This window comes from Pulveribacter suum (genome assembly GCF_003013695.1).
GTDB lineage: Bacteria > Pseudomonadota > Gammaproteobacteria > Burkholderiales > Burkholderiaceae_C > Melaminivora > Melaminivora suum.
This window is the reverse complement of record NZ_CP027792.1, coordinates 42,599-68,769: the sequence shown is the minus strand read 5'-3', so window position 1 is coordinate 68,769 and position 26,171 is coordinate 42,599. Positions and strand designations below refer to the sequence as shown.

General features: G+C 70.0%; 25 protein-coding genes. 17 read left to right on the top strand and 8 right to left on the bottom strand.

All coding sequences use genetic code 11. The annotated features are described in order from the left end of the window. The first annotated feature begins 72 nt into the window (after positions 1–72). The 9 genes from C7H73_RS00305 to C7H73_RS00265 all read left to right on the top strand — a co-directional run bounded on the left by C7H73_RS00305 (position 73) and on the right by C7H73_RS00265 (position 10,129). Entirely contained in the window at positions 73–3,873 is a 3,801-nt protein-coding gene (locus C7H73_RS00305) for a nitrate reductase subunit alpha (protein WP_106844818.1), read from the top strand. Next, the gene (gene narH, locus C7H73_RS00300; RefSeq protein WP_106844817.1) at positions 3,870–5,393 is read left to right on the top strand and encodes a nitrate reductase subunit beta; all 1,524 of its coding nucleotides are present in this window, start codon (positions 3,870–3,872) and stop codon (positions 5,391–5,393) included. The genes C7H73_RS00305 and narH overlap by 4 nt, the downstream gene beginning before the upstream one ends. A gap of 2 nt (positions 5,394–5,395) precedes the next feature. Beyond that, positions 5,396–6,118, top strand: coding sequence for a nitrate reductase molybdenum cofactor assembly chaperone (gene narJ / locus C7H73_RS00295; protein WP_106844816.1), 723 nt, complete (start codon positions 5,396–5,398; stop codon positions 6,116–6,118). A 4-nt stretch (positions 6,119–6,122) separates the two neighbouring features. Next, the gene (gene narI, locus C7H73_RS00290; protein WP_106844815.1) at positions 6,123–6,902 is read left to right on the top strand and encodes a respiratory nitrate reductase subunit gamma; all 780 of its coding nucleotides are present in this window, start codon (positions 6,123–6,125) and stop codon (positions 6,900–6,902) included. 24 nt (positions 6,903–6,926) lie between these two features. Next, complete coding sequence (locus tag C7H73_RS00285; protein WP_106844814.1) at positions 6,927–7,715, top strand: peptidylprolyl isomerase; 789 nt, start codon at positions 6,927–6,929, stop codon at positions 7,713–7,715. Positions 7,716–7,741: 26 nt separating this feature from the next. Next, the gene (locus C7H73_RS00280; RefSeq protein WP_405124772.1) at positions 7,742–8,440 is read left to right on the top strand and encodes a carbonic anhydrase; all 699 of its coding nucleotides are present in this window, start codon (positions 7,742–7,744) and stop codon (positions 8,438–8,440) included. An 83-nt stretch (positions 8,441–8,523) separates the two neighbouring features. Then, positions 8,524–9,141, top strand: coding sequence for a nitroreductase family protein (locus tag C7H73_RS00275; RefSeq protein ID WP_106847470.1), 618 nt, complete (start codon positions 8,524–8,526; stop codon positions 9,139–9,141). Then, entirely contained in the window at positions 9,138–9,566 is a 429-nt protein-coding gene (locus C7H73_RS00270; protein ID WP_106844813.1) for a ribonucleotide reductase subunit alpha, read from the top strand. The genes C7H73_RS00275 and C7H73_RS00270 overlap by 4 nt, the downstream gene beginning before the upstream one ends. Continuing rightward, positions 9,563–10,129: a hemerythrin domain-containing protein gene (locus C7H73_RS00265; RefSeq protein ID WP_106844812.1), complete on the top strand. Its 567-nt coding sequence runs from the start codon at positions 9,563–9,565 to the stop codon at positions 10,127–10,129. The genes C7H73_RS00270 and C7H73_RS00265 overlap by 4 nt, the downstream gene beginning before the upstream one ends. 62 nt (positions 10,130–10,191) lie before the next feature. Here the strand turns inward: C7H73_RS00265 and C7H73_RS00260 are convergent, their stop codons facing one another. Then, on the bottom strand, positions 10,192–10,476 hold the full coding sequence (locus C7H73_RS00260; protein ID WP_106844811.1) for a BTH_I0359 family protein: 285 nt from the start codon (positions 10,474–10,476) through the stop codon (positions 10,192–10,194). Between the two features lie 77 nt (positions 10,477–10,553). Further along, positions 10,554–11,807, bottom strand: coding sequence for a DUF3108 domain-containing protein (locus C7H73_RS00255; protein WP_106844810.1), 1,254 nt, complete (start codon positions 11,805–11,807; stop codon positions 10,554–10,556). 102 nt (positions 11,808–11,909) lie between these two features. On the opposite strand from C7H73_RS00255, the gene C7H73_RS00250 reads away from it, so the two are divergent. Together C7H73_RS00250 and C7H73_RS00245 are read left to right on the top strand one after the other, a co-directional pair. After that, the gene (locus C7H73_RS00250) at positions 11,910–12,890 is read left to right on the top strand and encodes a fumarylacetoacetate hydrolase family protein (protein ID WP_106844809.1); all 981 of its coding nucleotides are present in this window, start codon (positions 11,910–11,912) and stop codon (positions 12,888–12,890) included. 78 nt (positions 12,891–12,968) lie between these two features. Beyond that, positions 12,969–13,946, top strand: coding sequence for a Bug family tripartite tricarboxylate transporter substrate binding protein (locus tag C7H73_RS00245; protein WP_106844808.1), 978 nt, complete (start codon positions 12,969–12,971; stop codon positions 13,944–13,946). A gap of 64 nt (positions 13,947–14,010) precedes the next feature. On the opposite strand, the gene C7H73_RS00240 is transcribed toward C7H73_RS00245, so the two are convergent. After that, the gene (locus tag C7H73_RS00240; protein WP_106844807.1) at positions 14,011–16,098 is read right to left on the bottom strand and encodes a molybdopterin-containing oxidoreductase family protein; all 2,088 of its coding nucleotides are present in this window, start codon (positions 16,096–16,098) and stop codon (positions 14,011–14,013) included. Positions 16,099–16,219: 121 nt separating this feature from the next. On the opposite strand from C7H73_RS00240, the gene C7H73_RS00235 reads away from it, so the two are divergent. From C7H73_RS00235 to C7H73_RS00225, 3 genes are all read left to right on the top strand, one after another. Beyond that, positions 16,220–17,401, top strand: coding sequence for an ABC transporter substrate-binding protein (locus tag C7H73_RS00235; RefSeq protein WP_106844806.1), 1,182 nt, complete (start codon positions 16,220–16,222; stop codon positions 17,399–17,401). A gap of 80 nt (positions 17,402–17,481) precedes the next feature. Next, positions 17,482–18,693, top strand: a complete 1,212-nt coding sequence (locus C7H73_RS00230; RefSeq protein WP_106844805.1) for a M20 aminoacylase family protein — start codon at positions 17,482–17,484, stop codon at positions 18,691–18,693. Positions 18,694–18,810: 117 nt separating this feature from the next. Continuing rightward, the gene (locus C7H73_RS00225; protein WP_106844804.1) at positions 18,811–19,068 is read left to right on the top strand and encodes an acyl-CoA-binding protein; all 258 of its coding nucleotides are present in this window, start codon (positions 18,811–18,813) and stop codon (positions 19,066–19,068) included. Between the two features lie 153 nt (positions 19,069–19,221). Here the strand turns inward: C7H73_RS00225 and C7H73_RS00220 are convergent, their stop codons facing one another. Further along, positions 19,222–20,346 carry an aminopeptidase gene (locus C7H73_RS00220; protein WP_106844803.1) on the bottom strand — a complete coding sequence of 375 codons (1,125 nt, stop codon included), beginning with the start codon at positions 20,344–20,346 and terminating at the stop codon, positions 19,222–19,224. A 30-nt stretch (positions 20,347–20,376) separates the two neighbouring features. On the opposite strand from C7H73_RS00220, the gene C7H73_RS00215 reads away from it, so the two are divergent. Then, the gene (locus tag C7H73_RS00215; RefSeq protein WP_106844802.1) at positions 20,377–21,066 is read left to right on the top strand and encodes a DNA-3-methyladenine glycosylase I; all 690 of its coding nucleotides are present in this window, start codon (positions 20,377–20,379) and stop codon (positions 21,064–21,066) included. Here the strand turns inward: C7H73_RS00215 and C7H73_RS00210 are convergent. Both C7H73_RS00210 and C7H73_RS15615 read right to left on the bottom strand, forming a co-directional pair. Continuing rightward, positions 21,030–21,575, bottom strand: coding sequence for a hypothetical protein (locus tag C7H73_RS00210; protein WP_227001373.1), 546 nt, complete (start codon positions 21,573–21,575; stop codon positions 21,030–21,032). The genes C7H73_RS00215 and C7H73_RS00210 overlap by 37 nt on opposite strands. 113 nt (positions 21,576–21,688) lie before the next feature. Continuing rightward, complete coding sequence (locus C7H73_RS15615; RefSeq protein ID WP_170104799.1) at positions 21,689–21,850, bottom strand: hypothetical protein; 162 nt, start codon at positions 21,848–21,850, stop codon at positions 21,689–21,691. Positions 21,851–22,169: 319 nt separating this feature from the next. On the opposite strand from C7H73_RS15615, the gene C7H73_RS00205 reads away from it, so the two are divergent. Both C7H73_RS00205 and C7H73_RS00200 read left to right on the top strand, forming a co-directional pair. After that, positions 22,170–23,456 carry a class I SAM-dependent methyltransferase gene (locus tag C7H73_RS00205; RefSeq protein ID WP_106844801.1) on the top strand — a complete coding sequence of 429 codons (1,287 nt, stop codon included), beginning with the start codon at positions 22,170–22,172 and terminating at the stop codon, positions 23,454–23,456. Positions 23,457–23,507: 51 nt separating this feature from the next. Then, positions 23,508–23,855 (top strand): DUF1840 domain-containing protein, encoded by a 348-nt coding sequence (locus C7H73_RS00200; protein ID WP_106844800.1) that lies wholly within the window; start codon positions 23,508–23,510, stop codon positions 23,853–23,855. A 22-nt stretch (positions 23,856–23,877) separates the two neighbouring features. Here the strand turns inward: C7H73_RS00200 and C7H73_RS00195 are convergent, their stop codons facing one another. Both C7H73_RS00195 and C7H73_RS00190 read right to left on the bottom strand, forming a co-directional pair. Next, the gene (locus tag C7H73_RS00195; RefSeq protein ID WP_106844799.1) at positions 23,878–25,125 is read right to left on the bottom strand and encodes a phenylacetate--CoA ligase family protein; all 1,248 of its coding nucleotides are present in this window, start codon (positions 25,123–25,125) and stop codon (positions 23,878–23,880) included. A 109-nt stretch (positions 25,126–25,234) separates the two neighbouring features. Continuing rightward, positions 25,235–26,071, bottom strand: a complete 837-nt coding sequence (locus C7H73_RS00190) for an ABC transporter ATP-binding protein (RefSeq protein ID WP_106844798.1) — start codon at positions 26,069–26,071, stop codon at positions 25,235–25,237. Positions 26,072–26,171 lie beyond the last annotated feature (100 nt).

Here is a 26,171-nt window from a genome sequence, read left to right as displayed (position 1 = left end):
CGTTCGCCACTGTCCCATGCCTGCAACGCCCCTCGCCACCTCTTACAACGCATTCCCATCCAAGGAGCCACGATGAGTCACTTCCTCGACCGCCTCACCTATTTCTCGCAGCCGCGCGAGACCTTCGCTGGCGGCCACGGCCAGGTCACCGGCGAGGACCGCACCTGGGAGGACGCCTACCGCAACCGCTGGGCGCACGACAAGATCGTGCGCTCCACCCACGGCGTGAACTGCACCGGCTCGTGCTCGTGGAAGGTGTATGTGAAGGGCGGCATCGTCACCTGGGAAACCCAGCAGACCGACTACCCGCGCACCCGCTGGGACATGCCCAACCACGAGCCTCGGGGCTGCTCGCGCGGCGCCAGCTACAGCTGGTACCTGTACAGCGCCAACCGCGTGAAGTACCCCATGGTGCGGGCGCGCCTGCTGCGCCTGTGGCGCACCGCGCGCCAGACCCTGGGCCCGGTGCAGGCGTGGGCCAGCATCGTCGCCGACGACGCCAAGCGCAGCGAATACCAGAAGGTGCGCGGCATGGGCGGCTTTGCGCGCTCCAGCTGGGACGAGGTCAACGAGATCGTCGCCGCCTCCAACATCCACACCATCCAGAAACACGGCCCTGACCGGATCATCGGTTTTTCGCCCATTCCGGCGATGTCGATGATCAGCTATGCCGCCGGCACGCGCTACCTGAGCCTGATCGGCGGCGTGTGCATGAGTTTTTACGACTGGTACTGCGACTTGCCGCCGTCCAGCCCGCAGGTGTGGGGCGAGCAGACCGACGTGCCCGAGAGTGCCGACTGGTACAACTCCAGCTACATCATCGCCTGGGGCTCCAACGTGCCGCAGACGCGCACGCCGGACGCGCACTTCTTCACCGAGGTGCGCTACAAGGGCACCAAGACGGTGGCCGTGACGCCCGACTTCTCCGAAGTCGCCAAGCTGTCCGACATCTGGCTGCACCCCAAGCAGGGCACGGACGCAGCGATTGCCATGGCCATGGGCCACGTGATCCTCAAGGAGTTCTACTTCCCCGACAACGGTGAACGCAGCGCCTACTTCGACGACTACGTGCGCCGCTACACCGACATGCCGATGCTGGTCACCTTGAAGGAAAAGGTGCTGGAGACCGGCGAGACGGTGCTGGTGCCCGACCGCTACGTGCGCGCCAGCGATTTCGACCAATCACTGGGTCAGGCCAACAATCCCGAGTGGAAGACCGTGGCGCTGGACGAGTCCGGCGCCGTGGTGGTGCCGCAGGGAGCCATCGGTTTCCGCTGGGGCCCCGACGGCCGCGCCGACAAGGGCCAGTGGAACCTGGAGCAAAAGGATGCGGCAGGCGGCAGCGAGGTGCGCCTGCGCCTGTCGCTGCTGGAGGGTGAGCAGGCGAGCGAGACCGCACGCGTCGGCTTCCCGTACTTCGGCGGCATCGCCACCGAGGACTTCCCCACCAACGTGCAGTCCGACGTGCTGGTGCGCACCGTGCCGGTGCAGCGCCTGCAGCTGGCCGGCGGCAGCACCCTGGTGGCCACGGTGTTCGACCTGCAGGTGGCCAACTACGGCGTGGCGCGCGGCCTGCCCGGCGAATTCGCCGCCGCCAGTTTCGACGACAACCACCCCTACACCCCCGCCTGGCAGGAGCAGATCACCGGCACGCCGCGCGACCTGGTCATCACCGTGGCGCGCCAGTTCGCGCAGAACGCGCACGACACCGAGGGCCGCTCCATGGTCATCATCGGCGCGGCGATGAACCACTGGTACCACTGCGACATGAACTACCGCGGCGTCATCAACATGCTGATGATGTGCGGCTGCATCGGCAAGAGCGGCGGCGGCTGGGCGCACTACGTGGGCCAGGAAAAGCTGCGCCCGCAGACCGGCTGGACGCTGCTGGCCTTTGCGCTGGACTGGATCCGCCCGCCGCGCTTTCAGAACTCCACCAGCTTCTTCTACGCGCACACCGACCAGTGGCGCTACGAGAAGATCGGCGTGGAGGAAGTGCTCTCGCCGCTGGCCGACCGCTCCGAATACGGCGGCAGCATGATCGACTACAACGTGCGCGCCGAGCGCATGGGCTGGCTGCCCACGGCCCCGCAGCTCAAGACCAACCCGCTGCAAGTCGTGCGCGACGCGCAGGCGGCGGGCCAGGACCCGAAGGACTACGCAGTGGCAGGCCTGCAAAGCGGCAGCCTGAAGATGAGCTGCACCGACCCGGACCACCCGGACAACTGGCCGCGCAACATGTTCGTGTGGCGCTCCAACATCCTGGGCAGCTCGGGCAAGGGACACGAGTACTTCCTCAAGCACCTGCTGGGCACCGGCAACGGCGTGCAGGGCAAGGACCTGGGAGCGCAGGAGGCCAAGCCGACGGAAGTCGTCTGGCATGACAAGGCGCCCGAGGGCAAGCTGGACCTGGTGGTCACGCTGGACTTCCGCATGAGCACCACCTGCCTGTACTCGGACATCGTGCTGCCCACGGCCACCTGGTATGAGAAAAATGACCTCAATACCAGCGACATGCACCCCTTCATCCACCCGCTGTCCACGGCGGTGGACCCGGCCTGGGAGGCGCGCAGCGACTGGGACATCTACAAGGGCTTCGCCCAGAAGTTCAGCGAGCTGTGCCCGGGCCAGCTGGGCGTGGAGCGCGAACTGGTGCTCACGCCCCTGATGCACGACTCGCCGCAGGAGCTGGCGCAGCCCTTCGGCGTGGCCGACTGGACGCGCGGCGAGTGCGACCTGATCCCCGGCAAGACCGGCCCGCAGATGACCGTGGTCGAGCGCGACTACCCCAACGTCTTCAAGCGCTTTACCGCCTTGGGCCCGCTGATGGACAAGCTGGGCAACGGCGGCAAGGGCATCCAGTGGGACACCAAGCTGGAAGTCACGCAGCTGGGCCAATTGAACGGCGTGGTGCAGGAGCCCGGCGTGAGCCAGGGCATGCCGAAGATCGAAAGCGACATCGACGCCTGCGAGGTGGTGCTGCACATGGCGCCCGAGACCAACGGCCATGTGGCGGTGAAGGCCTGGGCGTCGCTGGGCGAGCAGACCGGGCGCGACCACACCCACCTGGCGCTGCACCGCGAGGACGAGAAGATTCGCTTTCGCGACATCCAGGCGCAGCCGCGCAAGATCATCAGCTCGCCCACCTGGAGCGGCATCGAAAGCGAGACGGTGAGCTACAACGCCGGCTACACCAACGTGCACGAGCTGATCCCATGGCGCACCCTCACGGGCCGCCAGCAGTTCTACATGGACCACCCGTGGATGATCGCCTTCGGCGAGGGCTTCTCCAGCTACCGTCCACCGGTCGATCTGAAGGCCACGGCGGAGGTGATGGGCAGGAAGCCCAACGGCAACCCCGAGATCACGCTGAACTTCATCACCCCGCACCAGAAGTGGGGCATCCACTCGACCTATACCGACAACCTGCTGATGCTCACCCTGAGCCGCGGCGGGCCCATCGTCTGGGTCAGCGAGGACGACGCCAAGCGCGCCGGCATCGAGGACAACGACTGGATCGAGCTGTTCAACGTGAACGGGGCGCTGACGGCCCGCGCGGTGGTCAGCCAGCGCGTGAAGCCGGGCATGGTCATGATGTACCACGCGCAGGAAAAGATCGTGAACACGCCCGGCTCGGAGATGACCAACGTGCGCGGCGGCATCCACAACTCGGTCACGCGGGTGGTCTTGAAGCCCACGCACATGATCGGCGGCTATGCCCAGTTCAGCTACGGCTTCAACTACTACGGCACCATCGGCACCAACCGCGACGAGTTCATCGTGCTGCGCAAGATGAACAAGGTCGACTGGCTTGACACCCCTGTTGCCGACCAACTCATCAAACCCACGCTGGACCAAGGAGAGACGGCATGAGAATCCGCGCCCAAATCGGCATGGTGCTGAACCTGGACAAGTGCATCGGCTGCCACACCTGTTCCGTCACCTGCAAGAACGTCTGGACCAGCCGCCCCGGCATGGAGTACGCCTGGTTCAACAACGTCGAGACCAAGCCCGGCATCGGCTACCCCAAGGAATGGGAGAACCAGGACAAGTGGAACGGCGGCTGGGTGCGCCGCCCCGACGGCTCCATCATTCCGCGCCAGGGCGCGAAGTGGAAGCTGCTCATGCGCATCTTCGCCAACCCGAACCTGCCGGAGATCGACGACTACTACGAGCCCTTCACGTTCGACTACGCGCACCTGCAGTCGGCGCCCGAGATGAGCACCTCGCCCACGGCCAAGCCGCGCAGCCTCATCACCGGCAAGCAGATGGACAAGATCGTCTGGGGCCCGAACTGGGAGGAAATCCTGGGCGGCGAGTTCGAAAAGCGCAGCGTGGACAAGAACTTCGACGACATCCAGAAGGAGATGTACGGCCAGTTCGAAAACACCTTCATGATGTACCTGCCGCGCCTGTGCGAGCACTGCCTGAACCCGACCTGCGTGGCCTCGTGCCCTTCGGGCTCGATCTACAAGCGCGAGGAAGACGGCATCGTCCTGATCGACCAGGACAAGTGCCGCGGCTGGCGCATGTGCGTCTCGGGCTGCCCGTACAAGAAGATCTACTACAACTGGAAGAGCGGCAAGGCCGAGAAGTGCATCTTCTGCTACCCGCGCATCGAGGCCGGCCAGCCCACCGTGTGCTCGGAGACCTGCGTGGGCCGCATCCGCTACCTGGGCGTGCTGCTGTATGACGCCGACCGCATCCAGGAGGCGGCGAGCGTCGAGCGCGACCGCGATCTGTACCCGGCGCAGCTGGGCCTGTTCCTCGATCCACACGATCCGGCCGTGATTGCCCAGGCGAAGATCGACGGCATCCCCGACAAGTGGATGGAGGCCGCGCGCAAGAGCCCCGTGTACAAGATGGCCGTGGACTGGAAGGTGGCCCTGCCGCTGCACCCCGAGTACCGCACGCTGCCCATGGTCTGGTACGTGCCGCCGCTGTCGCCCATCAGCTCGGCCGCCAACGCCGGGCACCTGGGCGTGAACGGCCAGATCCCCGACGTGAACCAGCTGCGCATCCCGGTGAAATACCTGGCCAACCTGCTCACGGCGGGCGACACCGCCCCGGTGGTGCGGGCGCTGGAGCGCATGCTGGGCATGCGCGCCTACCAGCGCGCCAAGCATGTGGAGCGGCGCATCGACACCGACGTGCTGAACCAGGTCGGCATGACCCAGGCACAGGCCGAGGACATGTACCAGATCATGGCGATTGCCAACTACGAGGACCGCTTCGTGATCCCCACCACGCACCGCGAATACGCGGAAAACGCCTTCAACGTGCGCGGCGGCTGCGGCTTCACCTTTGGCAACGGCTGCTCGGACGGCGTGTCCAACGTCAGTCTGTTCGGCCAGGAAAAGAAGCGCACCATCCCCATCAAGGCGGAGGTGTGAACATGCAGGAGCCGCACAACATTCCGGTGACGCAGCGGGTTGCCGGCCGCCACCCCGGCGCCGTCACGCTGCGCGTGCTGGCCGCGCTGCTGGGCTACCCCGACGCCGCGCTGCGCGAACACCTGTACGAGATGGAGTCGCTGGTGGCCGCGGACGGCGTGCTGAACGCACGCCACCGCGCCAGCCTGGCCGCATTGGTGCGCCACCTGCAGGCCAGCGACGCGCTCACCGCCGAGACCGAGTACGTGGAGCTGTTCGACCGCGGCCGCTCCACCTCGCTGTACTTGTTCGAACACGTGCATGGCGACTCGCGCGACCGGGGCCCGGCCATGATCGACCTGGGCGAGACCTATGCCAAGGCCGGCCTGCTGCTGGTCGAGGACGAGCTGCCCGACTACCTGCCGGCGGTACTGGAATTCGTCTCCACCCAGCCCCCGCGCGAGGCCAAGGGCTTCCTGGGCGAGATAGCGCACCTGCTGGACGCCGTGCATGCCGCCCTGGTCCAGCGCGCCAGCCCCTACGCCGCCGCGCTGGCCGCACTGCTGGAGCTGGCCGGGCACAAGCCGCAGACCGGCATCGACGTGCCGCCCGAGCCCCCCATCGACGAAAGCTGGGAGGAGCCCGCCGCGTTCGACGGCTGCTCGTCCGCCGGCCAGGCCCGCCCGGGCCAGCCCCAGCCCGTGCACATCGTGCGCAACAACCCCTCACGTATCCAAGGAGCTTGAAACCATGGACTCGATGTACCGCTTCCTCTTCCAGGTCTATCCCTACGTGTGCTTCGTGGTGTTCGTGGTGGGCAGCCTGATCCGTTTCGACCAGAACCAGTACAGCTGGAAGAGCGATTCCTCGCAGATGCTGCGCAGCGGCCTGCTGCGCTGGGGCAGCAACCTGTTTCACTTCGGCATTTTGTTCCTGTTCTTCGGGCACATGGTGGGCCTGTTCACGCCGCACAGCGTGTACGGCGTCTTCATGAGCGCGCAGACCAAGCAGATGCTGGCCGTCACCGCCGGCGGCATCGCCGGCGCCATCTGCTTCGTGGGCCTGACCATGCTGCTGGTGCGCCGCCTCACCGACCCGCGCATCCGCTACACCAGCCACCCCACCGACATTGCCGTGCTGGTGGTGCTGTGGGTGCAGCTGTCGCTGGGCCTGCTCACGCTGCCGCAATCGCTGCAGCACACCGACGGCAGCGCCATGCTGATCCTGGCCGACTGGGCCCAGCGCATCGTCACGCTGCGCCCGGTGGACGCCGCAGCGCTGGCCGGGCTGCACTGGTCGTTCCTGGTGCACATCGTGCTGGGCGTGACCATCTTCCTGCTGTTTCCCTTCAGCCGGCTGGTACACGTGTGGAGCGGCTTTGCCTCGGTGTTCTACCTGCTGCGCCCCTACCAGGTGGTGCGCGCACGGCGCCTGAACGTGCCGGCAGGCCAGAACCTGCCCGGCCAGCCCAGCGCCGTGCCCTCGCCCGCGGTGGCCGACGCCATCGACAACCCCCGCGCTGTACGGTAATCCCCCCTTGCCTACGATCCGGCCATGAACGCGACCACCCTGCCTTCCATCCAAGCCAGCATCAACGGCGTGACGCTCGCCGAACCGAACGAGCAGATCACGCCCGAGGAGCTGCGCCAGCGCGCCTGCACCGAGCTGCTGCGCCAGGCCGCCCAGAAGGACGGCCTGCTGGCCCAGGACGACCCGGCGCCGCAGGCCGGCGCCTTCAGCGAAGCCGCCAGCGAAGCCATCGAGCGCTGGCTGGAGCAGCACCTGAACGTGCCCGAGCCCACCGAAGAGGCCTGCCGGCGCCACCACGCCGCGCACGCCGCACGCTACCGGCGCGGCGAGCGTGTGCACGTGCGCCACATCCTGTTCGGCGTGACGCCGGGCGTGGACGTAGGCGCGCTGCGCTCGCGTGCCGAGGCCTGTCTGCTGGACGTGCGCTGCCATGACGGCAGCAGCGCCGAAGATGCCTTCGCCCGCGCCGCGCGCGAGCTGTCCAACTGCCCCACCGGGGCGCAGGGCGGCGAGCTGGGCTGGCTGACGGCCGAGGAATTCGCCCCCGAGATGGCGCAGGAGATCTTCGGGCGGGCCGAAGTCGGCGTGCTGCCGCGCCTGGTGCACAGCCGCTTTGGCCTGCATGTGGTCGAAGTGCTGCAGCGCGACCCCGGCGTCGAGGAGCCTTACGAATCGGTGCGCGGCGCCGTGCAGCTGGCGCTGCGCCAGCAGTCGTGGATCACGGCGCTGCGCCAGTGCCTGCAGCTGCTGGCCGCCGAGGCCGACGTGCAGGGCGTGGAGCTGGACGAAGCCAGCTCGCCGCTGGTGCAATAGTCCGGCGTCCCTGATCCCCAGCCGCCATGGACCAGCCCCCCGGCGCCGTGCCCGACGAGCTGCTGCAGCGACTGCAGCGCTTTCACTCGCAGTACTTTCCGCTGCACCAGCAGCGCTTCCAGGACCTGGTGGCCCAGGGCCAGGCGCCGAAGACGCTGTTCATCGGCTGCTCGGACTCGCGCCTGGTGCCCTACCTGCTCACCGGCACCGGGCCGGGCGAGCTGTTCATGGTGCGCAACGTGGGCGCCTTCGTGCCGCCCTATGACGGCTCGCACGGCCACCACGGCACGGCCGCGGCCATCGAGTTCGCCGTGCTCAGCCTGGAGGTCAGTCGCATCATCGTCTGCGGCCACAGCCACTGCGGCGCCATCAAGGCGATGTACGGCGAGGTGCCGCCCGAGGCGCAGAACCTGCAGCGCTGGCTGGACTTGGGCCGCGGCGCCGTGCTGCCCGTGCAGCCGTGCGACGAGGCCCTGCGCCGCACCGAGGAGCGCGCTGTGGTGCTGCAGCTGGAGCGCCTGATGGACTACCCCATGGTGCGCAGCCGCGTCGAACAGGGCCGCATCAGCCTGCATGGCTGGCACTACGTGATCGAGGAAGGCGAGGTGCACGTGTTCGATGTCGAGCATGGCGGCTTTGTCGCCGCCTCGCGCGCGCAGTGCAGCGGCACCGGCCCCTACGCGCCCTACGTCGAGCACGACGGCCAGGTGCTGGTGGACTGCTGAAGTCCCGCCGTACAAAGCCCGCTGTGCCGGACATTTCCTGCCCCCAGCACCTGGCCGCCCTGCTGGCCGCGCGCCAGACCGTCATGCCCCGGCGCCTGGCCGCCCCCGGCCCCGGGGGCGCGCAGCTGCAGGCCATCCTGGAGGCCGCGCGCCACGCGCCGGACCACGGCTGCCTGCTGCCCTGGCGCTTCATCCTGGTGCCGCAGGACGCGCGCGCCGCGCTGGGCCAGGCCTTCGTGCAGGCCCTGCTGCAGCGCGACCCGCAGGCCGGCCCTGACGAGCAGGCGCGCGCCCGCGACAAGGCCGGCCGCGCGCCCGTGCTGCTGCTGGCCGTGGTGGACGAAGGCGCCGCCGACGCGCCCATTGCTGCGCCTGAGCGCTGGCTGTCCGCCGGCTGCGCGCTGCACGGCATGCTGCTCATGGCCACCGCCCTGGGCTATGGCTCGGCGCTGACCAGCGGCCGGGCGCTCGCGGCGCCCGCCCTGCGCGCGCTGTTCGCGCTGGCCCCGTACGAGCGCGCCGCCTGCTTTCTCAGCATCGGCACCGTACTGTCGCGCAAGCCTGCGCGCCAGCGCCCGGCGCCGGCCCGGTACGTGACCACGCTGATGGCCCCAGGCGGCGGCGTGCATCCCTGGCCGGAGCATGATCGGGCGATTCCAGACAAGCCATCAGACAGCCACAGCGAGGTAACAACGCCATGAACGAGATCCGCCATTTCGACGACCTGCTGCAGGCCGCCCGCGCGCAGCGCGAGCGCCAGCGCCTGCTGCTGGTTTTTGCCGGCTCCGAGCTGCCGGACGGCGCCACGGCCGCGCAGCGCGCGGGTTTCGACCGCGGCGAGGGCGGCGCCCTGGTGCCGCTGATGTGCGTGGACAAGTGGCCCGACGAGGCCGAATCGTTTGCCGCCGTGGTGCGCGAGTCCAGCGAATACGAATTGCCCGACCAGCCCTGGCGGCTGGTGTTTGCCGCCGCGCTGTCGGGCGACATCGACCAGGGCCCCAGCGATGCCCAGACCGACCAGGCGCTGAACCGCATGGTCGAGGCCATCAAGAGCGGCGACCTGGGCGGCTATCTGCCTTTTGACCGCGAGGGCCGCCCGGTGGCGCTGGGCCGCCAGCAGGGATGACCGGCGCCCGCGTATCCCTGCCCGGCGTGCGCAGCCCCGGGGCGGGCTTTGATGAGCCCTTTGCCATGCTGGAGGCCTGCCACGAGCGCGTGCGCCGCTCGCTGGACCTGCTGGCGCGCCTGCGCCAGTACCTGCAGGACACGGGCTGGGACGAATCCGCCGCCCAGGCTGCGCGCGACGTGCTGCGCTACTTCGACATCGCCGCGCCGCTGCATCACGAGGACGAGGAGCTGCACGTCTTTCCGCCGCTACTGGCCGGCACGCCCGAGCAGGGCGTGGCGCAGCTGGTGCGCCAGCTGCAGAGCGACCACGTGCAGATGGCCGAGCGCTGGGCCGCCGCGCGCGGCGCGCTGCAGGCACTGGGCGAGGGCTCCATACGCGCCCTCGCGCCCGGGCAGGAAGCAGCGCTGGAGCGCTTTGCGCACAGCTACGAGAGCCACATGCGGCACGAGGACGCCACCATCTACCCGGCCGCCCGCGCCTTGCTGGATGCCGAGACGCAGCAGGCCATGGGGCAGGAGATGGCGCAGCGCCGCGGCGCTTCGGGTTCGCTCTCTAAATAATAGCTGCCAGCGCTTGACTGGTAAGGGTTTGAGGCCGATTTGGCTATGAATCCACTGGCGGATCAGTGGATGACCACCGGGTTTTGCGCCAGGCCCACGTAACCGTCCAGCGTGTCCTCCACCTCCTGCTCGGTGGGGGCGTTGAGCTGCCAGGCCAGGATCTGCTGCTGGAACATCTCGGCCCAGGAGCCATCCAGATAGACCTCCTTGCCCGAGCGCTTGTCCACGATCTCGAAGCCGTGGCGCGCCAGCTGGGGCTGCTGCGAGCCGTCTTCCGCCGTGTGCAGGTCGGCCACCGGCTGCATGTGGACCACCACGAAGGAGTCGGAGTCGTAGAGCATGTTCATGGCGTGTTCTCCCTGGCTGCAATGCCCTGCAGATGGCTGCAGTGTGCCCGAGTTCAAGTGCGCCGCCGCCCCGTGCGTCATTGGCCCTCGTGGCCGCTCAGCGCCAGATCGACAAAGTCGCCGCTGGCCTGGGTGATGCGGATGCGCACCGGCAGGTAGCCCAGCTGCGTGCCCAGCCACAGCTCGGCCTTCTGGTCGTAGTCCTTGCCGGGCGGCGGCACGCGCTGCAGCTTCAGCGCCGGCGTGGGGCCGGCGGGCAGCTGCAGCGTCTCGGGGCCTTCAACGGTGAAAGTCCAGCGGTCGGCGCTCTTGGTGCCCACGGTGGTCAGCGTGATGCGCGTGCCCGGCGGGTAGCGCTGCGGCGCGGCCGCCAGCAGGCTGCCCAGCTGGATGAACACGCTCAGGCGGTCCTGCGCGCCGTCGCCGATGGGCGCGGGCGGCGCGTTGGCGCTGAAGGTTGCCTCGTGGCGCCCGAAGTCGAAATGCGCCGCGCGCTCGCTGCGCGCCTTGTCGCCGAAGCGCTCGGGCTGCAGGCCGGCGGAGGTGATGCGCCCGGTGCTGGTCTGCGAGCGCGCGCCCAGCAAGAAGGCCTTGACCTGCTGGCGCGCCTCATAGCGCTGGCCGTCCTGGCGCCAGCTCAGCTCGGCGCTGGCGCTGTACGCAAAGCGCTTGGCCTGGCCCGTCACCTCGAAGTCCAGCCGGACGGACGCGGGCACGCGCACCGGCGGCGCCTCGGCGCTGGCGGGCGCGCTGCCGGCGCCGGGCGGGGTGATCTCCACGCCGGCGTTGGCCTGCGGGGCGGTGCCGGTGTCCGCCTGGACGGCTGGCGGCGCGGCGTCGCTGGCGGGTGCAGAGGCAGGGGCTGCAGCAGGGGCTGCTTCGGCGGGCGCGCTGGCGGGCTCGGCGGCAGGCTGTGCTGCGCCGGCCGCCTCGGCGGCCGGGTCGCTGGCCGGCGTCTCGGCAGGCATCTCTGGCGGCATATCGGCCGGCGGGGCCGCAGCCAGCAGCTCGTGCGGGTCGGGTGCGTCGGCGGGCTGCGGCACCGCGGCTTGCGGGACGGCCTCGGGGGCCGGTGCAGGCGGTGCGGGTGGTGGGGGTGGCGGCGCCGGGCGCGGCCTGGGTCGGGGCTTGGGCGCCGGCCGCGGGGCTGGCGGGGGTTCGGCGGCGGCGGGCGGCGGTGGTGGGGCAGGGGGCTCGACCAGGCGGGTGCGAAAGGCCAGCGCCTCGCCCGCCTTGGCGGGCGCACCGCTGCCCAGCGACAGGCCGCCCAGGGCCAGCCAGTGCGCGGCCACTACCAGTGCAGTCAGCAGGATCAGCGGGCGGCGCGGCATGCCGGGCGAGAGGCTCCTAGAATTTCAGGTTTTGTCAGAAGGTCCACCGTTGGCTGGATCGATGGGCGTCGGCGGCAGTTCCCGCAGGCGCCGCCCCACCCCATGAAACTTGCCACCTACAAGGATGGATCGCGCGACGGCCAGCTGGTCGTCGTCTCGCGCGATCTGAGCCAGGCCCATTATGCGAGCGGCATCGCCAACCGCCTGCAGCAGGTGCTGGACGACTGGAACTTCCTGGCGCCCCAGCTGGCCGACCTGAGCGCGGAGCTCAACGCCGGCCGCGCCCTGCACGCCTTTGCCTTCGAGCCGGGGCGCTGCATGGCCCCGCTGCCGCGCGCCCACCAGTGGGTGCAGGCGCTGGCCTATCCGGCCCATGTGCGGCGGCTGCGCCAGGCGCTGGGCGCCAGCGGCGAGGCGCCGCTGACCCAGCCGCTGCTGCTGCAGGGCGCCAGCGACGACTTCCTGGGCCCCTGCGACGCGCTGGCGCTGCCCGGTCCGCAAAGCGGTCTGGACTTCGGCGCGCAGCTGGCTGTCGCCACCGGCGACGTGGAGCGCGGCGCCGACCCCGAGCAGGCGCGCGCGGGCGTGCGCCTGCTGGCGCTGGCCAACGCCTTCAGCCTGCGCCTGCTGATGGCGGCCGAGCAGGCGCTGGGTCTCGGCTGCGTGCAGTCGCTGCCGGCCACCGCCTTCAGCCCCGTGGCCGTCACGCCCGACGAGCTGGGCGAAGCCTGGCAGGGCGGCCGGGTGCAGCTGCAGCTGCAGTGCGCCGTGAACGGCCGGCGCTTTGGCATGGGCGAGGCGGGGCAGGACATGGCGTTCGACTTCGGCCAGCTGCTGGCCCACCTGGCGCGCACCCGGCGGCTGCGCGCCGGCACGCTGGTGGGCAGCGGCCCGGTGGCCAACGCCGGCACCGAGCTGGGCCATGCCTGCATCGCCGACAAGCGCGCCGTGGAGGCGTCCGAGGCCGGGCGCGCCCGCACCGGCTACCTGCGCCACGGCGACAGCGTGCGCATCGAGATGAAGAACCGCGCCGGCCACAGCGTTTTCGGCGCCATCGACCAGGACGTTGCCATGCCAGCTTGATTTTGGGCAAAATAGCCCTGCAAGCCGCACCAATCAAGCGGCGGCAGCTACTAAAAAATGAGTACAGGAGACATTGCCATGCAACGCAGACAGCTGCTCGCGGCCCTGGGCGCCGCGCCTTTGGCCCCCTTCGCCACCCTGGCCCACGCCCAGGGCGGCTGGCCGGCCCAGCCCATCCGCTGGGTCGTGCCCTATCCGCCCGGCGGCGGCACCGACGTGCTGGCGCGCACCGTGGCCGAGGCGCTGCGCTCCGAGCTGGGCCAGCAGATTGTGGTGGACAACCGCCCCGGCGCGTCCACCAACATCGGCAGCCAGGCCGTGGCCAGCGCCCGGCCCGACGGCTACACCGTGATGTCGGCCGACAACGCCCTGCTGGCCTACAACGAACACCTGTTCAGCAAGCTGCCCTTCAGCCCCGAGAAGGACTTCACCTACGTCGCCGGCCTGTCGCGCTTTCCGTTAGCGCTGGTGGTGCACCCGGACTTTCCGGCGCGCACGCTCCAGGACTTCCTGGCCCACGTGCGCGCCCGCCCGGGCGAGGTCAACTACGCCTCGCCCGGCAACGGCTCGCCGCACCACCTGGCCATGGAGATGTTCAAGCACCGCACCGGCACCTTCCTGACCCACATTCCCTACCGCGGCGCGGCGCCTGCCATGCAGGACGTGATGGGCGGGCAGGTGCCCTGCATGTTTCTGGACCTGGCGGCCGGGCTGCCGGTCATCCAGTCGGGCAAGGTGCGGGCGCTGGCCATCGGCTCGGCCCAGCGCGTGCCGGCCCTGCCCGACCTGCCCACGCTGGCTGAAGCCGGCGTGGCCGATTCCGAGGTCTATGCCTTCCAGGGCGTGCTGGCGCCGGCCGGCCTGCCGGCGGAGGTCACCACACGGCTGAACGCCGCCGTCAACCAGGCGCTGAAGGCCCCGGCCGTGGTGCAGCGCATGCAGGCCTTCGGCATGGAGCCGCTGCCCGGCACGCCGGCGCAGTTCCGCGCCCTGGCGCGGGCCGAGGCGAAGCGCTGGGGGCCCATCATCCGGGCCACGGGCGTCAAGCTCGATTGAGCATGAAAAAGGGCTGCAGCGCTTGCCAATCAAGCGTTGGCAGCTCTCTTTTTCATAGTGAACCTCAAAGCGGTGCCGGCAGCCGCTCCACCTCCACCAGGCAGTCGTAGAAGGTCGGCCCGTCCCCGAGGTCGGTCAGCGCCTGGCTGGTCAGCTCGTTCACGTTGGTGCCGTTCACGCCCAGCTTGCGCCACCAGATCCCCAGGCCGTTGACCACGCCCGGCCGGGCGCGCTCGCCCACCACGGCGTGGCACTCGTGGCTGCCGCGGCCGTTGAACACGCGCACCAGGTCGCCATCGGCGATGCCGCGCGCGCCCGCGTCCTGCGAGTGGATCTCCACCAGCGGGCGGCCCTCGATGTCGCGCAGGCTCTTGAGGTTGACGAAGGTGGAGTTCAGGAAGTTGCGCGCCGGCGGCGAAATCATGGCCAGCGGGTACAGGCTGGAGCTGCCCGGCGCCTCGTGGTTGGGGATGTAGGCGGGCAGCGGGTCCAGCCCGCGCGCGGCCAGCCGGTCGCTCCAGAACTCGCACTTGCCCGAGGGCGTGGGAAAGCCGCCCTCGGCAAAGGGCGCGTCGGGCACGGCCAGCGGGGCGAAGCCCTGCTCGGCCAGCAGGGCGAAGTCCACCGCATCGCCATAGGCCTGGCGGCACAGCGCCTCGTCGCTGTCGGCAAAGCAGGGCTCGGTGAAACCCATGTGCGCGGCCAGGTCGCGAAAGATCTGCGCGTTGCTGCGCGAGCCGCCCAGCGGCGCAATGGCCGGGCGGTTCAGCAGCGCGTCGGTGTGGCCGTAGGCCAGGTGCACGTCCCAGTGCTCCAGCTGCGTGGTGGCTGGCAGGATGTAGTCGGCCCAGTCGGCGGTATCGGTCTGGAAGTGCTCCAGCACCACGGTGAACACATCCTCGCGGGCAAAGCCCTGCACCACCTTGGAGGAGTCGGGCGCCACCGCCACCGGGTTGCTGTTGTAGATGACGAGCGCCTCGATCTTCGGCCCGAATGTGGGCGAGGCGGGCCGCAGCAGGTCGTCGCCGATGGTCACCATGTTGATGGTGCGGCTGGGCCGCCCGGCCAGCAGGTCGGGGCGCTGCAGCTGCGCGCGCTGCACCGGAAAGTGCCCGGAGCTGGACAGCAGCAGGCCGCCGGCCGGGTGGCGCCAGCCGCCCGTGAGCGCCGGCAGGCAGGCGATGGCGCGCACGGCATTGGCGCCGCCGTGGGCGCGCTGCACGCCGTAGTTCAGCCGGATGGCGGCCGGGCGCGTGGTGCCGTACTCGCGCGCCAGCTGGCGGATCTGCGCCGCCGGCACGCCGCACACGGCGGCGGCGCGCTCGGGCGGCCATTGCAATGCGCGCGCGCGCAGCTGCTCCCACCCATGCGTGTGGCGGGCCAGGTAGTCGTGGTCCAGCCAGTCGTGGGCGATCAGCTCGTGCATCAGCGCCAGGGCCAGGGCGGCGTCGGTGCCGGGCAGCAGCTGGATGTGCTCGTGGCACTTCTCGGCCGTCTCGCTCCTGCGCGGGTCGATGCACACCAGGCGTGCGCCGTCCCTCTTGGCCTGCTGCGCCAGGCGCCAAAAGTGCAGGTTGCTGCCGATCGAGTTGCTGCCCCAGATCAGGATCAGCTTGGCCTGGGCGAAAAACTCCACCTTCATGCCCACCTTGCCGCCCAGGGTGTAGGTCAGGCCCTCGCCGCCGGCGGTGGCGCAAATGGTGCGCGCCAGCTGCGAGGCGCCCAGGCGGTGGAAGAAGCGCCGGTCCATGCTCTCGCCCTGCACCAGGCCCATGGTGCCGGCGTAGCTGTAGGGCACGATGGCCTGCGCATCGCGCGCGGCGATCCGCCCCAAGCGCCCGGCGATGTCGGCCAGCGCCTCGTCCCACGATACGGGGGCGAACTGCCCGCTGCCCTTGGGGCCCGTGCGCTTGAGCGGGGTGAGGATGCGCTCGGGGTGGTTCGTGCGCTCGGCGTACTTCGAGACCTTGGCGCACAGCACGCCGCCCGTGCTGGCGTGCGCCGGGTTGCCCTGCACGCGCACGGCGCGCCCGTCCTCCACGGTGGTCAGCAGCGCGCAGGTGTCGGGGCAGTCGTGCGGGCAGGCGCCGCGCACGGTGGTCGTCCGCGCGGGGGCGGCCGCAGCCAGGGCGGAGAGGTCGTCAGAGATCATTGGGAGCGGCTTTCATGCGGATTCGCTACATTCCCGGCCAAGCCGGCGCAGTCACCTGGGTGGCTCGCAAGGCACTGGCAATATGCCCTACACCGAACCCGGGAAGAGAAAGGATTTCAGCATGAATGCACCCCTACAGGACACAGCCCCGGCAGCCGGGCCGCTCAGCCGCCGCGGTTTTTCTGCCGCACTGGCGGCCGGGGCGCTGGCCGGCGCGGTGCCCGCCGTGCGCGCGCAGGCGGGCGAGCGCATCGTGCTGGGCCAGTCGGCGGCGCTGACGGGCCCGTCGGCGCAGCTGGGGCTGCAGTTCCAGGCCGGCGCCAGGCTGGCCTTCGAGCAGGTCAACGCCCAGGGCGGGGTGGCGCGGCGCACCATCGAGCTGCGCTCGCTGGACGACGGCTACGAGCCCGAGCGCTGCGCGGAAAACACCCGCCGCTTCATCGCCGACGACGTATTTGCGCTGTTTGGCTACATCGGCACGCCCACCAGCCTGGCGGCGCAGCCGCTGTTCACCCAGGCGCGGGTGCCGTTCTTTGCGCCGTTCACCGGCGCGGTGGCGCTGCGCCGCCCGCTCAACCGGCTGATCTTCCACGTGCGCGCCTCCTACGAAGACGAGGCCGAGCTCATCGTGCGCCAGCTCACCCACCTGGGCCTGTCGCGCATCGGCGTGTTCCACCAGGACGACGCCTACGGCCAAGCCGGGCTGGAGGCCGTGGCCAAGGCGCTGGCCGCGCGCAAGCTGCAGCCGGCCGCCACGGGCAAGGTGGCGCGCAACTCGGTGGACGTGGCCGCCGCCGTGACGCCGCTGGTGGCCGCCCGGCCCGAGGCCATCGTGCAGATCAGCACCTACGCGCCCAGCGCGGCCTTCGTGCGCGCGGCGCGCAAGGCCGGCTACGGGGGCGGCTTCTACAACGTCTCCTTCGTGGGTACGCAGGCGCTGGCCGACGCGCTGGGCGCCGAGGGCGCCGGCGTGGTGGTCTCGCAGGTCGTGCCCTCGCCCTATTCGGGCGCACGCCAGATCACCCGCGAGTTCCACGAAGCCATCAAGAAGGGCGGCGCCGGCGTGCAGCCCAACTATTCCAGCTTCGAGGGCTACATTGCCGCGCGCGTGTTCATCGAGGGCCTGCGCCACGCCAGCGCCCAGGGCGCGGCCCGGCCTACGCGCGAGGCGCTGGTGGCGGGGCTGGAGGCCGTGAACGGCCCGGTCGGCGGCTTTGCCGTCAACTTCGGCCCGGGCGAGCACGAGGGTTCGCACTTCGTGGAGATGTCCATGCTGACGGGCGACGGGCGGGTGCGAACCTGAGAGCCCGGTAAGGTCGAAGCGGCGCGGCTAGACTGGACCGCTCCCATGACGGCCTGCACGCACGACCAGAGACAACTGCCATGAAAGTCATCGATTCCATCGCCCTTGAAGCCGCCGCCATCGCCGCGGTGCGCCGCGACATCCATGCCCACCCCGAACTGTGCTTTCAGGAGGTGCGCACGGCCGACGTGATCGCCGCCAAGCTGACCGAGTGGGGCATTGCCATCCACCGCGGCATGGGGACCACCGGCGTGGTGGGCGTCGTGCCCGGGCGCGACGGCGGCGCCTGCGGGCGCGGCGTGGGCCTGCGCGCGGACATCGACGCGCTGCCCATGCAGGAGTTCAACACCTTCGAGCACGCCAGCCGCCACGCCGGCAAGATGCACGCCTGCGGGCACGACGGCCACGTGGCCATGCTGCTGGCGGCGGCGCAGCATTTCTCGCGCGAGGAGCACCGCGACTTCGACGGCACGGTCTATCTGATCTTCCAGCCGGCCGAGGAGGGCGGGGGCGGCGCGCGCGAGATGATCAAGGATGGGCTGTTCGAGCAGTTCCCCATGCAGGCCGTGTTTGGCATGCACAACTGGCCGGGCCTGCCGGTGGGCAGCTTCGCGGTGAGCGCCGGGCCGGTGATGGCGTCCAGCAACGAGTTCAAGATCACCATCCGCGGCAAGGGCGCGCACGGCGCCATGCCCCATCTGGGCATCGACCCGGTGCCCGTGGCCTGCCAGATGGTGCAGGCCTTCCAGAACATCATCAGCCGCAACAAAAAGCCGGTGGACGCGGGCGTGATCTCGGTGACCATGATCCACGCCGGCGAGGCGACCAACGTGGTGCCGGACTCGTGCGAGCTGCAGGGCACGGTGCGCACTTTCTCGGTCGAGGTGCTGGACCTGATCGAGCGGCGCATGCGCGAGGTGGCCGAGCACACCTGCGCGGCGTTCGAGGCGACGTGCGAGTTCGAGTTCGTGCGCAACTACCCGCCCACCATCAATTCCGCGCCCGAGGCGGAATTTGCCGCGCGCGTCATGGCCGCCATCGTGGGCGAGTCCGGTGTGCGCCCGCAGGAGCCCACCATGGGCGCCGAGGACTTCGCCTTCATGCTGCAGGCCAAGCCCGGCGCCTATGTCTTCATCGGCAACGGCGAGGGCGACCACCGCGCTGTTGGACACGGCGGCGGCCCCTGCACGCTGCACAACCCCAGCTACGACTTCAATGACGACCTGATTCCGCTGGGCGGCACCTACTGGGTGCAGCTGGCGCACCAGTGGCTGGCGCAGCCGGCGGTCTGAAGCCCGTTCTGCAGCCCCGCCCGAGCGGCGGGGTTTTTTGCGCCCGTGAAAAAGCACGATCGTTCGCGTTTTGACTACACTGCGGCCTTCCCTTCTTGTACCCAGGAGACCGCAACCATGTCCGATCTGAACGCCACTTTCGAAGCCGCCGTAGCCAATTCCAAGAACCTGAGCGAGCGCCCGGACAACCCGACGCTGCTCAAGATCTACGCCCTGTACAAGCAGGCCACTGCTGGCGACAACCAGGACAAGAAGCCCAGCTTCTCCGACATCGTGGGCCGCGCCAAGTGGGACGCCTGGGAAAAGCTCAAGGGCACGGACACGGCCGCCGCCCAGCAGCAGTACATCGACCTCATCGAGTCGCTGCGCGGTTGACCAGAGAACACCTCCCTGAGCGGCTGCGCCGCTTTCCCCCGCTCTCGCAATGCTGCGCGTTGCGGCCAGGGACGCCACCAGCGCGGCGGGGGGATCCCAAGCGCGGTGGCCCGCGCCCTGGGACGCGCCCGTTTCATGCGCGGGGGCGCAGCGCTATGGTTGATTGAGTTCTCGCATCTTTGTCTCGCGCTCGCCCGGTGGCGCGGCGGCCATTGCCCGCACGGCCGCGTGAAAGCGCGGCCAGTCGCGGCCTTCGCGCTCAAAGAGGGCCATGAAGGCCGGCACCAGGTCGTCATAGGCGCCCTGGGCGGCAAAGCTGGCGTTGTTGGCGCCGGCTGCCCAGCGGTCCAGCGGCGCCAGCTGCTGGGCCGTCACGCCGGCCTGCAGCCAGCACTCGCGCAGCTGCGCGTAGTGCCCGGTAAACTCCTGCATTGCTTCGCTTTTCATAGCTGCCAGCGCTTGCCAGTCGTGGGCTAGAGCCTGTTTTGACTCATAAATGGCGGCCAGGCGCGCGCGCGTTTGCTGCGTCAGCGCGCGCCACTGGCCGCGGCGTTCTTCGCTGCGCTCGTACTGCTGGCGAACAGCCGCATCGCCGCGCGCGTGCAGCCACTGCTGCACGCCCAGGCGCTCCACGGCCGTGGCGTAGGACTCGTTGAAGCGCGTATCGCCGCTGGCATAGGCCTGCTGGTGCGCCAGCTCATGAAACAGCAGGCGCACGAAGTCGCCCTCGGGCCAGCCGATGAAGGTGGACAGCAGCGGATCGCCGCCCAGCCAGTTGCTGTAGCCCAGGGTGGAATACGCCGGCACCGGGTACACGCTCACCTCCAGCCCCTGCTGCTGCAGGCGCCGGCCCTCGGCCTGTGCCCCCTCCTGGTCAAAGTAGCCTCGGTAGCCGATGCAGCCCGTCACCGGAAAGCACCAGGTGTGCAGCGCCAGCGACCACGGCGGGGCGGCCACCACGTTCCACACGGCGGCGGGCCGGTCCAGCCGGGCGTAGCGGCGGTAGCTGGCGTTGTCCGGCAGGGCCAGCTCGCGGCTGGCGAACGTGCGCGCCTGCTGTGCCAGCTGCAGGCGCTGGCGCAGCGGCTCGGGCGTGTCGGGGGCGGCCAGCCATTCGGGCAGGGGGCGGGCGGCGTGCATCAGGGCCAGGTGCCCGCGCAGCGACTGCCAGTAGTAGCCCAGCGCGTCGCCGCCCGGCTGCGCGCAGCCCGCCAGCAGGGCGCAGCCGCCCGCCAGGGCAAGGCAGCGGGCGAGGGCGCGGCAGCGGGCGGGCAGCATGCGGCCAGCATAGCCCAGCACAATGGGGCCATGACCGACCCCGCCACCCCCGCGCCCGACGGCCTGTTTGCCGATGACGGCGGCTGCCTGCGCTGCGCCTGGTGCCGCGCCACGCCGCTGTACCGCCACTACCACGACCACGAATGGGGCTTTGCCGTGGACGACGAGCGGCGCCTGTTCGAAAAGCTCTGCCTGGAGGGTTTTCAGGCCGGCCTGAGCTGGCTGACCATCCTGAACAAGCGCGAGGCCCTGCGCGCGGCCTTTGCGCAGTTCGAGGCCGAGGAGCTGGCGCGCTTCGGCCCGGCCGAGGTCGGGCAGCTGCTGGCCAATGCGGCCATCGTGCGCCACCGCGGCAAGATCGAATCGGCCATCCACAACGCCCGCTGCGTGTTGCGGCTGCGGGCCGAATGGGGATCGCTGGCCCGCTACATCTGGAGCTGGGCGCCGCAGGCCCAGCAGGGGCGGCCGCAGGCGCTGACGGGCGCGGCGGTGCGGTCGCTGACCACCTCGCCGGCCTCCGTGGCCCTGTCCAGGGATTTGAAAAAGCGCGGTTTCAGCTTCGTCGGCCCGACCACCATGTACGCCTTCATGCAGGCCATGGGGCTGGTCAACGACCACGTTCAGGGTTGCAGCGTGCGCGAGCGGGCGCAGGCGCAGCGGGCGGCCTTCGCGCCGCCGCTCGTTCAGGCCACGGCGTCCGAGCGGATGGTGACGCCCTGAAAGCCCAGCGCCTGCATGCAGGCGCGCAGGATGACCACCGTGGCGGCCAGGCGTGGCCCGGGCTGGGCACCGTCGGCCGCGGGCGCGGCCAGCAGCTCCTCGAAGACCTGCTCCAGCAGCGCCAGCGGCAGCTGCATCTGCGGCTGGGCCTCCAGTCCGCCGGCCAGGGCAATCTGTCGGATGCCGCCGTCGGCCGTGTAGAGGCTGGCGCCCTCGGGCACGCGCCCCTGCAGCGCCTGGAAGGCCGCCAGGGCCTCCTGCGCGGCGGCCAGCAGCTCGTCCGGCTGGGGCTGCTCGTCGGCAAAGCGCGTGGCGGCCGTCACGCGTGCGCCCAGGTCCAGCGTGCGCTGCAGCAGCGGCTGGCTGCCGGCCTGGCCGCTGGCCAGTGTGGTGTGGGAGCCGCCGATGTGCAGCGTGGCAAAGGCCTCGGCTTCGGGCAGCTCGCGTGCCAGCACGTCGTACAAGGCGGGGGCATCTTCCGTCACGGGAGGCGCGGGCGTATCGGTCATGGCTTCGTCGCGGGCTCAGGGGGTGCGGTGATTGTGCAGCAAGGCCTCGCGCCCGCTCCAAAAAACAAGGCCCTCGCGAGGAGGGCCTTGGCGTGCGCCGGGGCGCGTGCGGGTCAGCTGTGACGCTTGCCGGGGTTCTTCTTGTGGTGCGTGTTCACGCCGCGCTCCAGGCTCACGCGCTGGCCGCGGCCGTGCGTGGTGCTGGGCATGCCGGGCATGGGGGTGGGACGGGGAGTGGCCTTGCGGTCGGCTTCAGTGACGATTTTCTTGCCCATGATGGCTCCTGAGATCGATGAGGAAAAACTTGAAAGAAGTCCTCTATTAGGCCATAGCCTCCGGAGCCGTGGCAGGACAGGGAAAGAGTGCGCGGCCCGGCAGAGGGTTGCGCTCAGGCCGGCTTGCTATCTTATAGATAGCTGCCAACGCTTGCTGGACGGGGCTTTGAGGCCGATTTCTTTATAATAAACGAGGTGGCTCAAGCCGCTCGCTTTGTAGGCCAGGGGCGTATTTTTCTGTCAGCCAGGCGCCATTGACGCGTTGGCGCAACGGCCTGAAGAATGCCCGCTGTCACAGGCCACGGTGGAGGGCGCGAGTATGAGGAACCTGCTGCATTCGCTGGAGGAGAGCCTGGCCCTGTCGCCCGTGGGCGTGGCCGTGGAACTGCCGGGCGGCGAGCGCCTGGGGGAGGCCGACGCCGACGTGCGCCTGCGCTTTGGCGACCGCATGTCCGTGGTGGCGCTGGCCATGGGCGAGATCGGCAATGTGGGCGCGGCCATCGTGGAGGGGCGCGTGGCGCTGGAGGGCAGCATGCGCCAGCTGATGGCAGCCGCCGCGGCGCTGCTGCGCCTGGACCCGGCGCGCGACGTGCGGATGGGCTGGTGGCAGCGCGTGATGGCGCGTGCGCGCTCCATGGCCGCGCACACCCTGCACGGCGACGTGCAGCACATCCAGTTCCACTACGACCTGTCCGACGCGTTCTATGCCCTGTGGCTGGACCCGCGGCGGGTGTATTCCTGCGCCTACTTCCGCGAGGCGGGGATGACCCTGGCGCAGGCCCAGCAAGCCAAGCTCGACCATATTTGCAAGAAGCTCCTGCTGCACCCGGGCGAGCGCTTCCTGGACATCGGCGCCGGCTGGGGCGGCCTGCTGCTGTGGGCCGCCGAGCACTACGGCGTGGATGCCACCGGCATCACCCTGTCGCGCCACCAGCATGCCCACGTGCAGCAGCTGATCGAAGCGCGCGGCCTGGCCGGCCGGGTGCGCATGCAGCTGCTGGACTACCGCGAGCTGCAGGTGGCCCAGCCCTTTGACAAGATCGCCTCGGTGGGCATGTTCGAGCACGTGGGCCGCGCGCAGATGGAGGGCTATTTCGGCGCCGTGCACCGCCTGCTGCGCCCGGGCGGGCTGCTGCTCAATCACGGCATCACCGCCGGCGGGCTGGACAACGCCGGGCTGGCCGCCGGCATGGGCGAGTTCATCGAGCGCTACATTTTCCCCGGCGGCGAGCTGCTGCACGTCAGCGTGGCGCTGCACGACATGGCGCGCGCCGGGCTGGAGATGGTGGACACCGAAAACCTGCGCCCGCACTATGCCCGCACGCTGTGGGCCTGGTCGGACGCGCTGGAGGCGCAGCTGGAGGCCGCCCGCGCCATCCTGGTGGCGCAAAAGGGCCCGCAGCAGGGCGAGCGCGCGCTGCGCGCCTACCGCCTGTACCTGGCCGGCAGCGCGCTGGCGTTCGAGCGCGGCTGGGTGGCGCTGCACCAGATCCTGGCCACGCGCCCCAGCGGACAAGGCGGGGCCGGCCCCATGAAGGGCGCGCAAAGCGACTACCCCTTCAACCGCTCCTACATGTACGAGGGCGCTGCGGCGGCTGAGCGCTAGGGCAGGGCGGCTTATCCTAGGGTGCATCGCCATCCAACCAGGGGAAGATCCATGCTCTACAAGTTCAAGTCCCGCGCCACCGCCGACCTCATCATGCTGGAGCCCAACGGCCGCCAGCTGCTGAAGATCGTGGGCAAGGGCGAGGAGCCGCACGGCATCATCATCGCCGCGCAGATTCCGGCCGCCATCGAGGCCCTGCAGGCTGCCGTGGCCGCCGAAGAAGCCGCCGAGCGCGACCTGCAGGAGCCGCTGCAGGGCGCCCCGGCTGCGCAGGACGGCGAAGAGGCCCCGGACGGCCCGGCCGCAGGCGGCGAGGGGGTGCGCCTGCACCAGCGCGCCGCACCGTTCATCGACATGCTCAGGCGCAGCGCGGCCGAGGGCAAGGACGTGACCTGGTAGCCCCGCCCCCGCCTGGCCTGGATTACTTGTAGCTGCGCGCGTCCTCGATGACCTTGCCGTCGTTGGGCAACGTGCCCGGCGGCACCATCTGCACCTCGCCGCGCAGCTTGGTGGCCTCGCGCAGGGCTTCCTGCAGCTGGGCGGCCAGGCCGGCGGCGGTCTCGGTCGTCTCCACCTGCAGCAGCATCTGGTCGCTGGCCATCTCGCCGCTCACCACCAGGCGCGCGCGCTGCACCTGCGGAAAGCGCTTGGCCACGGCCGCAATCTGGCCCGGGTGCACGAACATGCCGCGCACCTTGGTGGTCTGGTCGGCCCGGCCCATCCAGCCCTTGATGCGGGTGTTGGTGCGGCCCGTGGGGCACGGGCCGGGCAGCACGGCCGACAGGTCGCCGGTGCCAAAGCGCACCAGCGGATAGTCGGGGTTGAGGGTGGTCACCACCAGCTCGCCCACCTCGCCCTCGGGCACCGGGTCGCCCGTGCCGGGGCGCACGATCTCCACGATCACCTCTTCGTCCAGCACCAGGCCCTCGCGCGCCTCGGTCTCGTAGGCAATCAGGCCCAGGTCGGCGGTGCCGTAGCACTGGTAGGCGGCCACGCCGCGCCCGGCAAACCACTCGCGCAGCGACGGCGGCAGGGCCTCGGCCGACAGCAGCGCCTTGGTGACGCTGGGCAGCGGCACGCCCAGCTCGGCCGCCTTTTCCAAGATGATCTTCAGGAAGCTGGGCGTGCCCACGTAGCCGGCCGGACGCAGCTCGGCCATGGCCTGCACCTGCTGCTCGGTCTGGCCCGTGCCGCCGGGAAACACCGTGCAGCCCAGGGCCTGGGCGCCGGTTTCCATCATCGAGCCGGCCGGCACGAAGTGGTAGGAAAAGCAGTTGTGCGCCAGCTCGCCGGCGCGAAAGCCGGCTGCGTACAGCGCGCGCGCCATGCGCCAGTAGTCGCGCCGGCGGCCTTCGGGCTCGTACAGCGGCCCGGGGCTGGCGAATACGCGCGGCATGGCGGCGCCGAAACCCGCCGTGGCAAAGCCGCCGAACGGGTCCTGGGCGCGGGCGGCCTGCTGGCGCTCCAGCAGCTCGTGCTTGCGCGTGACAGGCAGCTGCGCCAGCGCCTGGCGGCTGGTCACGCTGGCGCCATCGACGCCGTCCAGAATGCCCGCAAACGCGCGCGAGGCCCGCTGGGCATGAACGATCTGGCGCGGCAGCGCGGCCATCAGGGCGGCCTCGCGCTCGGAGGCCGTGCGCGTTTCCAGGGCGTCGTAGAACTTGCTCATGCCGGGGTTCCTCTGCAAGAAAGATTTTTTGGGCAAAAAGGCCCCTGACGCAGGCCAGTCCTGCGCCAGCAGCTATGAAAATGTGAGTGGGCGGCCCGGCCGCCGCTCGTCAGGCCAGCCAGCGCTTTCGGCGCTTGTAGCTCTTGACGTCCTTGAAGCTCTTCCTCTCGCCGCCGCCCACGCCCAGGTAGAACTCCTTGACGTCTTCGTTGTTGGCCAGCTCATGCGCCGGGCCGTCCATGACGATGCGCCCGCTTTCCATGATGTAGCCGTAGTCGGCGTACTTCAGCGCCATGTTGGTGTTCTGTTCGGCCAGCAAGAAGGTGGTGCCTTCCTTGGCGTTGAGGTCTTTCACGATGTTGAAGACCTCTTCGACGATCTGCGGCGCCAGGCCCATGGAGGGCTCGTCCAGCAGCACGATGGAGGGGCTGGCCATGATGGCGCGCCCGATGGCGCACATCTGCTGCTCGCCGCCCGAGGTGTAGGCCGCCTGGCTGGTGCGGCGGGTCTTCAGGCGCGGAAAGTAGTTGTAGACCTTCTCCAGGTTGCGCGCGACCTCGGCCTTGTCGGTGCGGGTGTAGGCGCCGGTGAGCAGGTTTTCTTCAATCGTCAGGTGGGCGAAGCAGTGGCGCCCCTCCATGACCTGCACCACGCCGCGCTTGACCAGGTCGGAGGGCGTGAGGTTTTGGATCTGCTCGCCGCGCAGCTCGATGCTGCCCTTGGTGACCTCGCCGCGCTCGCCCTTGAGCAGGTTGGAAATCGCCCGCAGCGTGGTGGTCTTGCCGGCGCCGTTGCCGCCCAGCAGGGCGACGATGCCGCGCTCGGGCAGTTGCAGCGACACGCCCTTGAGCACCAGGATCACGTGGTTGTAGATGACCTCGATGCCGTTGACCATGAGCACGGGCGCGGCGGGGGTGGGGGCGTTGGCAGGGCGGTTGTCGGTCATGGGGTCACCGTATGTCATCGACGAAATGAATGGCGGCCGGCGCAGGCCCCGCGCCGCATGAAGCAACGCATGCTGCGGGGCCTGGCCGGTGGGTGCGGGA

Coding starts and splice junctions, on each gene's coding strand:
- C7H73_RS00305 (WP_106844818.1), top strand. CDS start 73: ATGAGTCACTTCCTCGACCGCCTCACCTATTTCTCGCAGCCGCGCGAG.
- narH (WP_106844817.1), top strand. CDS start 3,870: ATGAGAATCCGCGCCCAAATCGGCATGGTGCTGAACCTGGACAAGTGC.
- narJ (WP_106844816.1), top strand. CDS start 5,396: ATGCAGGAGCCGCACAACATTCCGGTGACGCAGCGGGTTGCCGGCCGC.
- narI (WP_106844815.1), top strand. CDS start 6,123: ATGGACTCGATGTACCGCTTCCTCTTCCAGGTCTATCCCTACGTGTGC.
- C7H73_RS00285 (WP_106844814.1), top strand. CDS start 6,927: ATGAACGCGACCACCCTGCCTTCCATCCAAGCCAGCATCAACGGCGTG.
- C7H73_RS00280 (WP_405124772.1), top strand. CDS start 7,742: ATGGACCAGCCCCCCGGCGCCGTGCCCGACGAGCTGCTGCAGCGACTG.
- C7H73_RS00275 (WP_106847470.1), top strand. CDS start 8,524: ATGCCCCGGCGCCTGGCCGCCCCCGGCCCCGGGGGCGCGCAGCTGCAG.
- C7H73_RS00270 (WP_106844813.1), top strand. CDS start 9,138: ATGAACGAGATCCGCCATTTCGACGACCTGCTGCAGGCCGCCCGCGCG.
- C7H73_RS00265 (WP_106844812.1), top strand. CDS start 9,563: ATGACCGGCGCCCGCGTATCCCTGCCCGGCGTGCGCAGCCCCGGGGCG.
- C7H73_RS00260 (WP_106844811.1), bottom strand. CDS start 10,476: ATGAACATGCTCTACGACTCCGACTCCTTCGTGGTGGTCCACATGCAG.
- C7H73_RS00255 (WP_106844810.1), bottom strand. CDS start 11,807: ATGCCGCGCCGCCCGCTGATCCTGCTGACTGCACTGGTAGTGGCCGCG.
- C7H73_RS00250 (WP_106844809.1), top strand. CDS start 11,910: ATGAAACTTGCCACCTACAAGGATGGATCGCGCGACGGCCAGCTGGTC.
- C7H73_RS00245 (WP_106844808.1), top strand. CDS start 12,969: ATGCAACGCAGACAGCTGCTCGCGGCCCTGGGCGCCGCGCCTTTGGCC.
- C7H73_RS00240 (WP_106844807.1), bottom strand. CDS start 16,098: ATGATCTCTGACGACCTCTCCGCCCTGGCTGCGGCCGCCCCCGCGCGG.
- C7H73_RS00235 (WP_106844806.1), top strand. CDS start 16,220: ATGAATGCACCCCTACAGGACACAGCCCCGGCAGCCGGGCCGCTCAGC.
- C7H73_RS00230 (WP_106844805.1), top strand. CDS start 17,482: ATGAAAGTCATCGATTCCATCGCCCTTGAAGCCGCCGCCATCGCCGCG.
- C7H73_RS00225 (WP_106844804.1), top strand. CDS start 18,811: ATGTCCGATCTGAACGCCACTTTCGAAGCCGCCGTAGCCAATTCCAAG.
- C7H73_RS00220 (WP_106844803.1), bottom strand. CDS start 20,346: ATGCTGCCCGCCCGCTGCCGCGCCCTCGCCCGCTGCCTTGCCCTGGCG.
- C7H73_RS00215 (WP_106844802.1), top strand. CDS start 20,377: ATGACCGACCCCGCCACCCCCGCGCCCGACGGCCTGTTTGCCGATGAC.
- C7H73_RS00210 (WP_227001373.1), bottom strand. CDS start 21,575: ATGACCGATACGCCCGCGCCTCCCGTGACGGAAGATGCCCCCGCCTTG.
- C7H73_RS15615 (WP_170104799.1), bottom strand. CDS start 21,850: ATGGGCAAGAAAATCGTCACTGAAGCCGACCGCAAGGCCACTCCCCGT.
- C7H73_RS00205 (WP_106844801.1), top strand. CDS start 22,170: ATGAGGAACCTGCTGCATTCGCTGGAGGAGAGCCTGGCCCTGTCGCCC.
- C7H73_RS00200 (WP_106844800.1), top strand. CDS start 23,508: ATGCTCTACAAGTTCAAGTCCCGCGCCACCGCCGACCTCATCATGCTG.
- C7H73_RS00195 (WP_106844799.1), bottom strand. CDS start 25,125: ATGAGCAAGTTCTACGACGCCCTGGAAACGCGCACGGCCTCCGAGCGC.
- C7H73_RS00190 (WP_106844798.1), bottom strand. CDS start 26,071: ATGACCGACAACCGCCCTGCCAACGCCCCCACCCCCGCCGCGCCCGTG.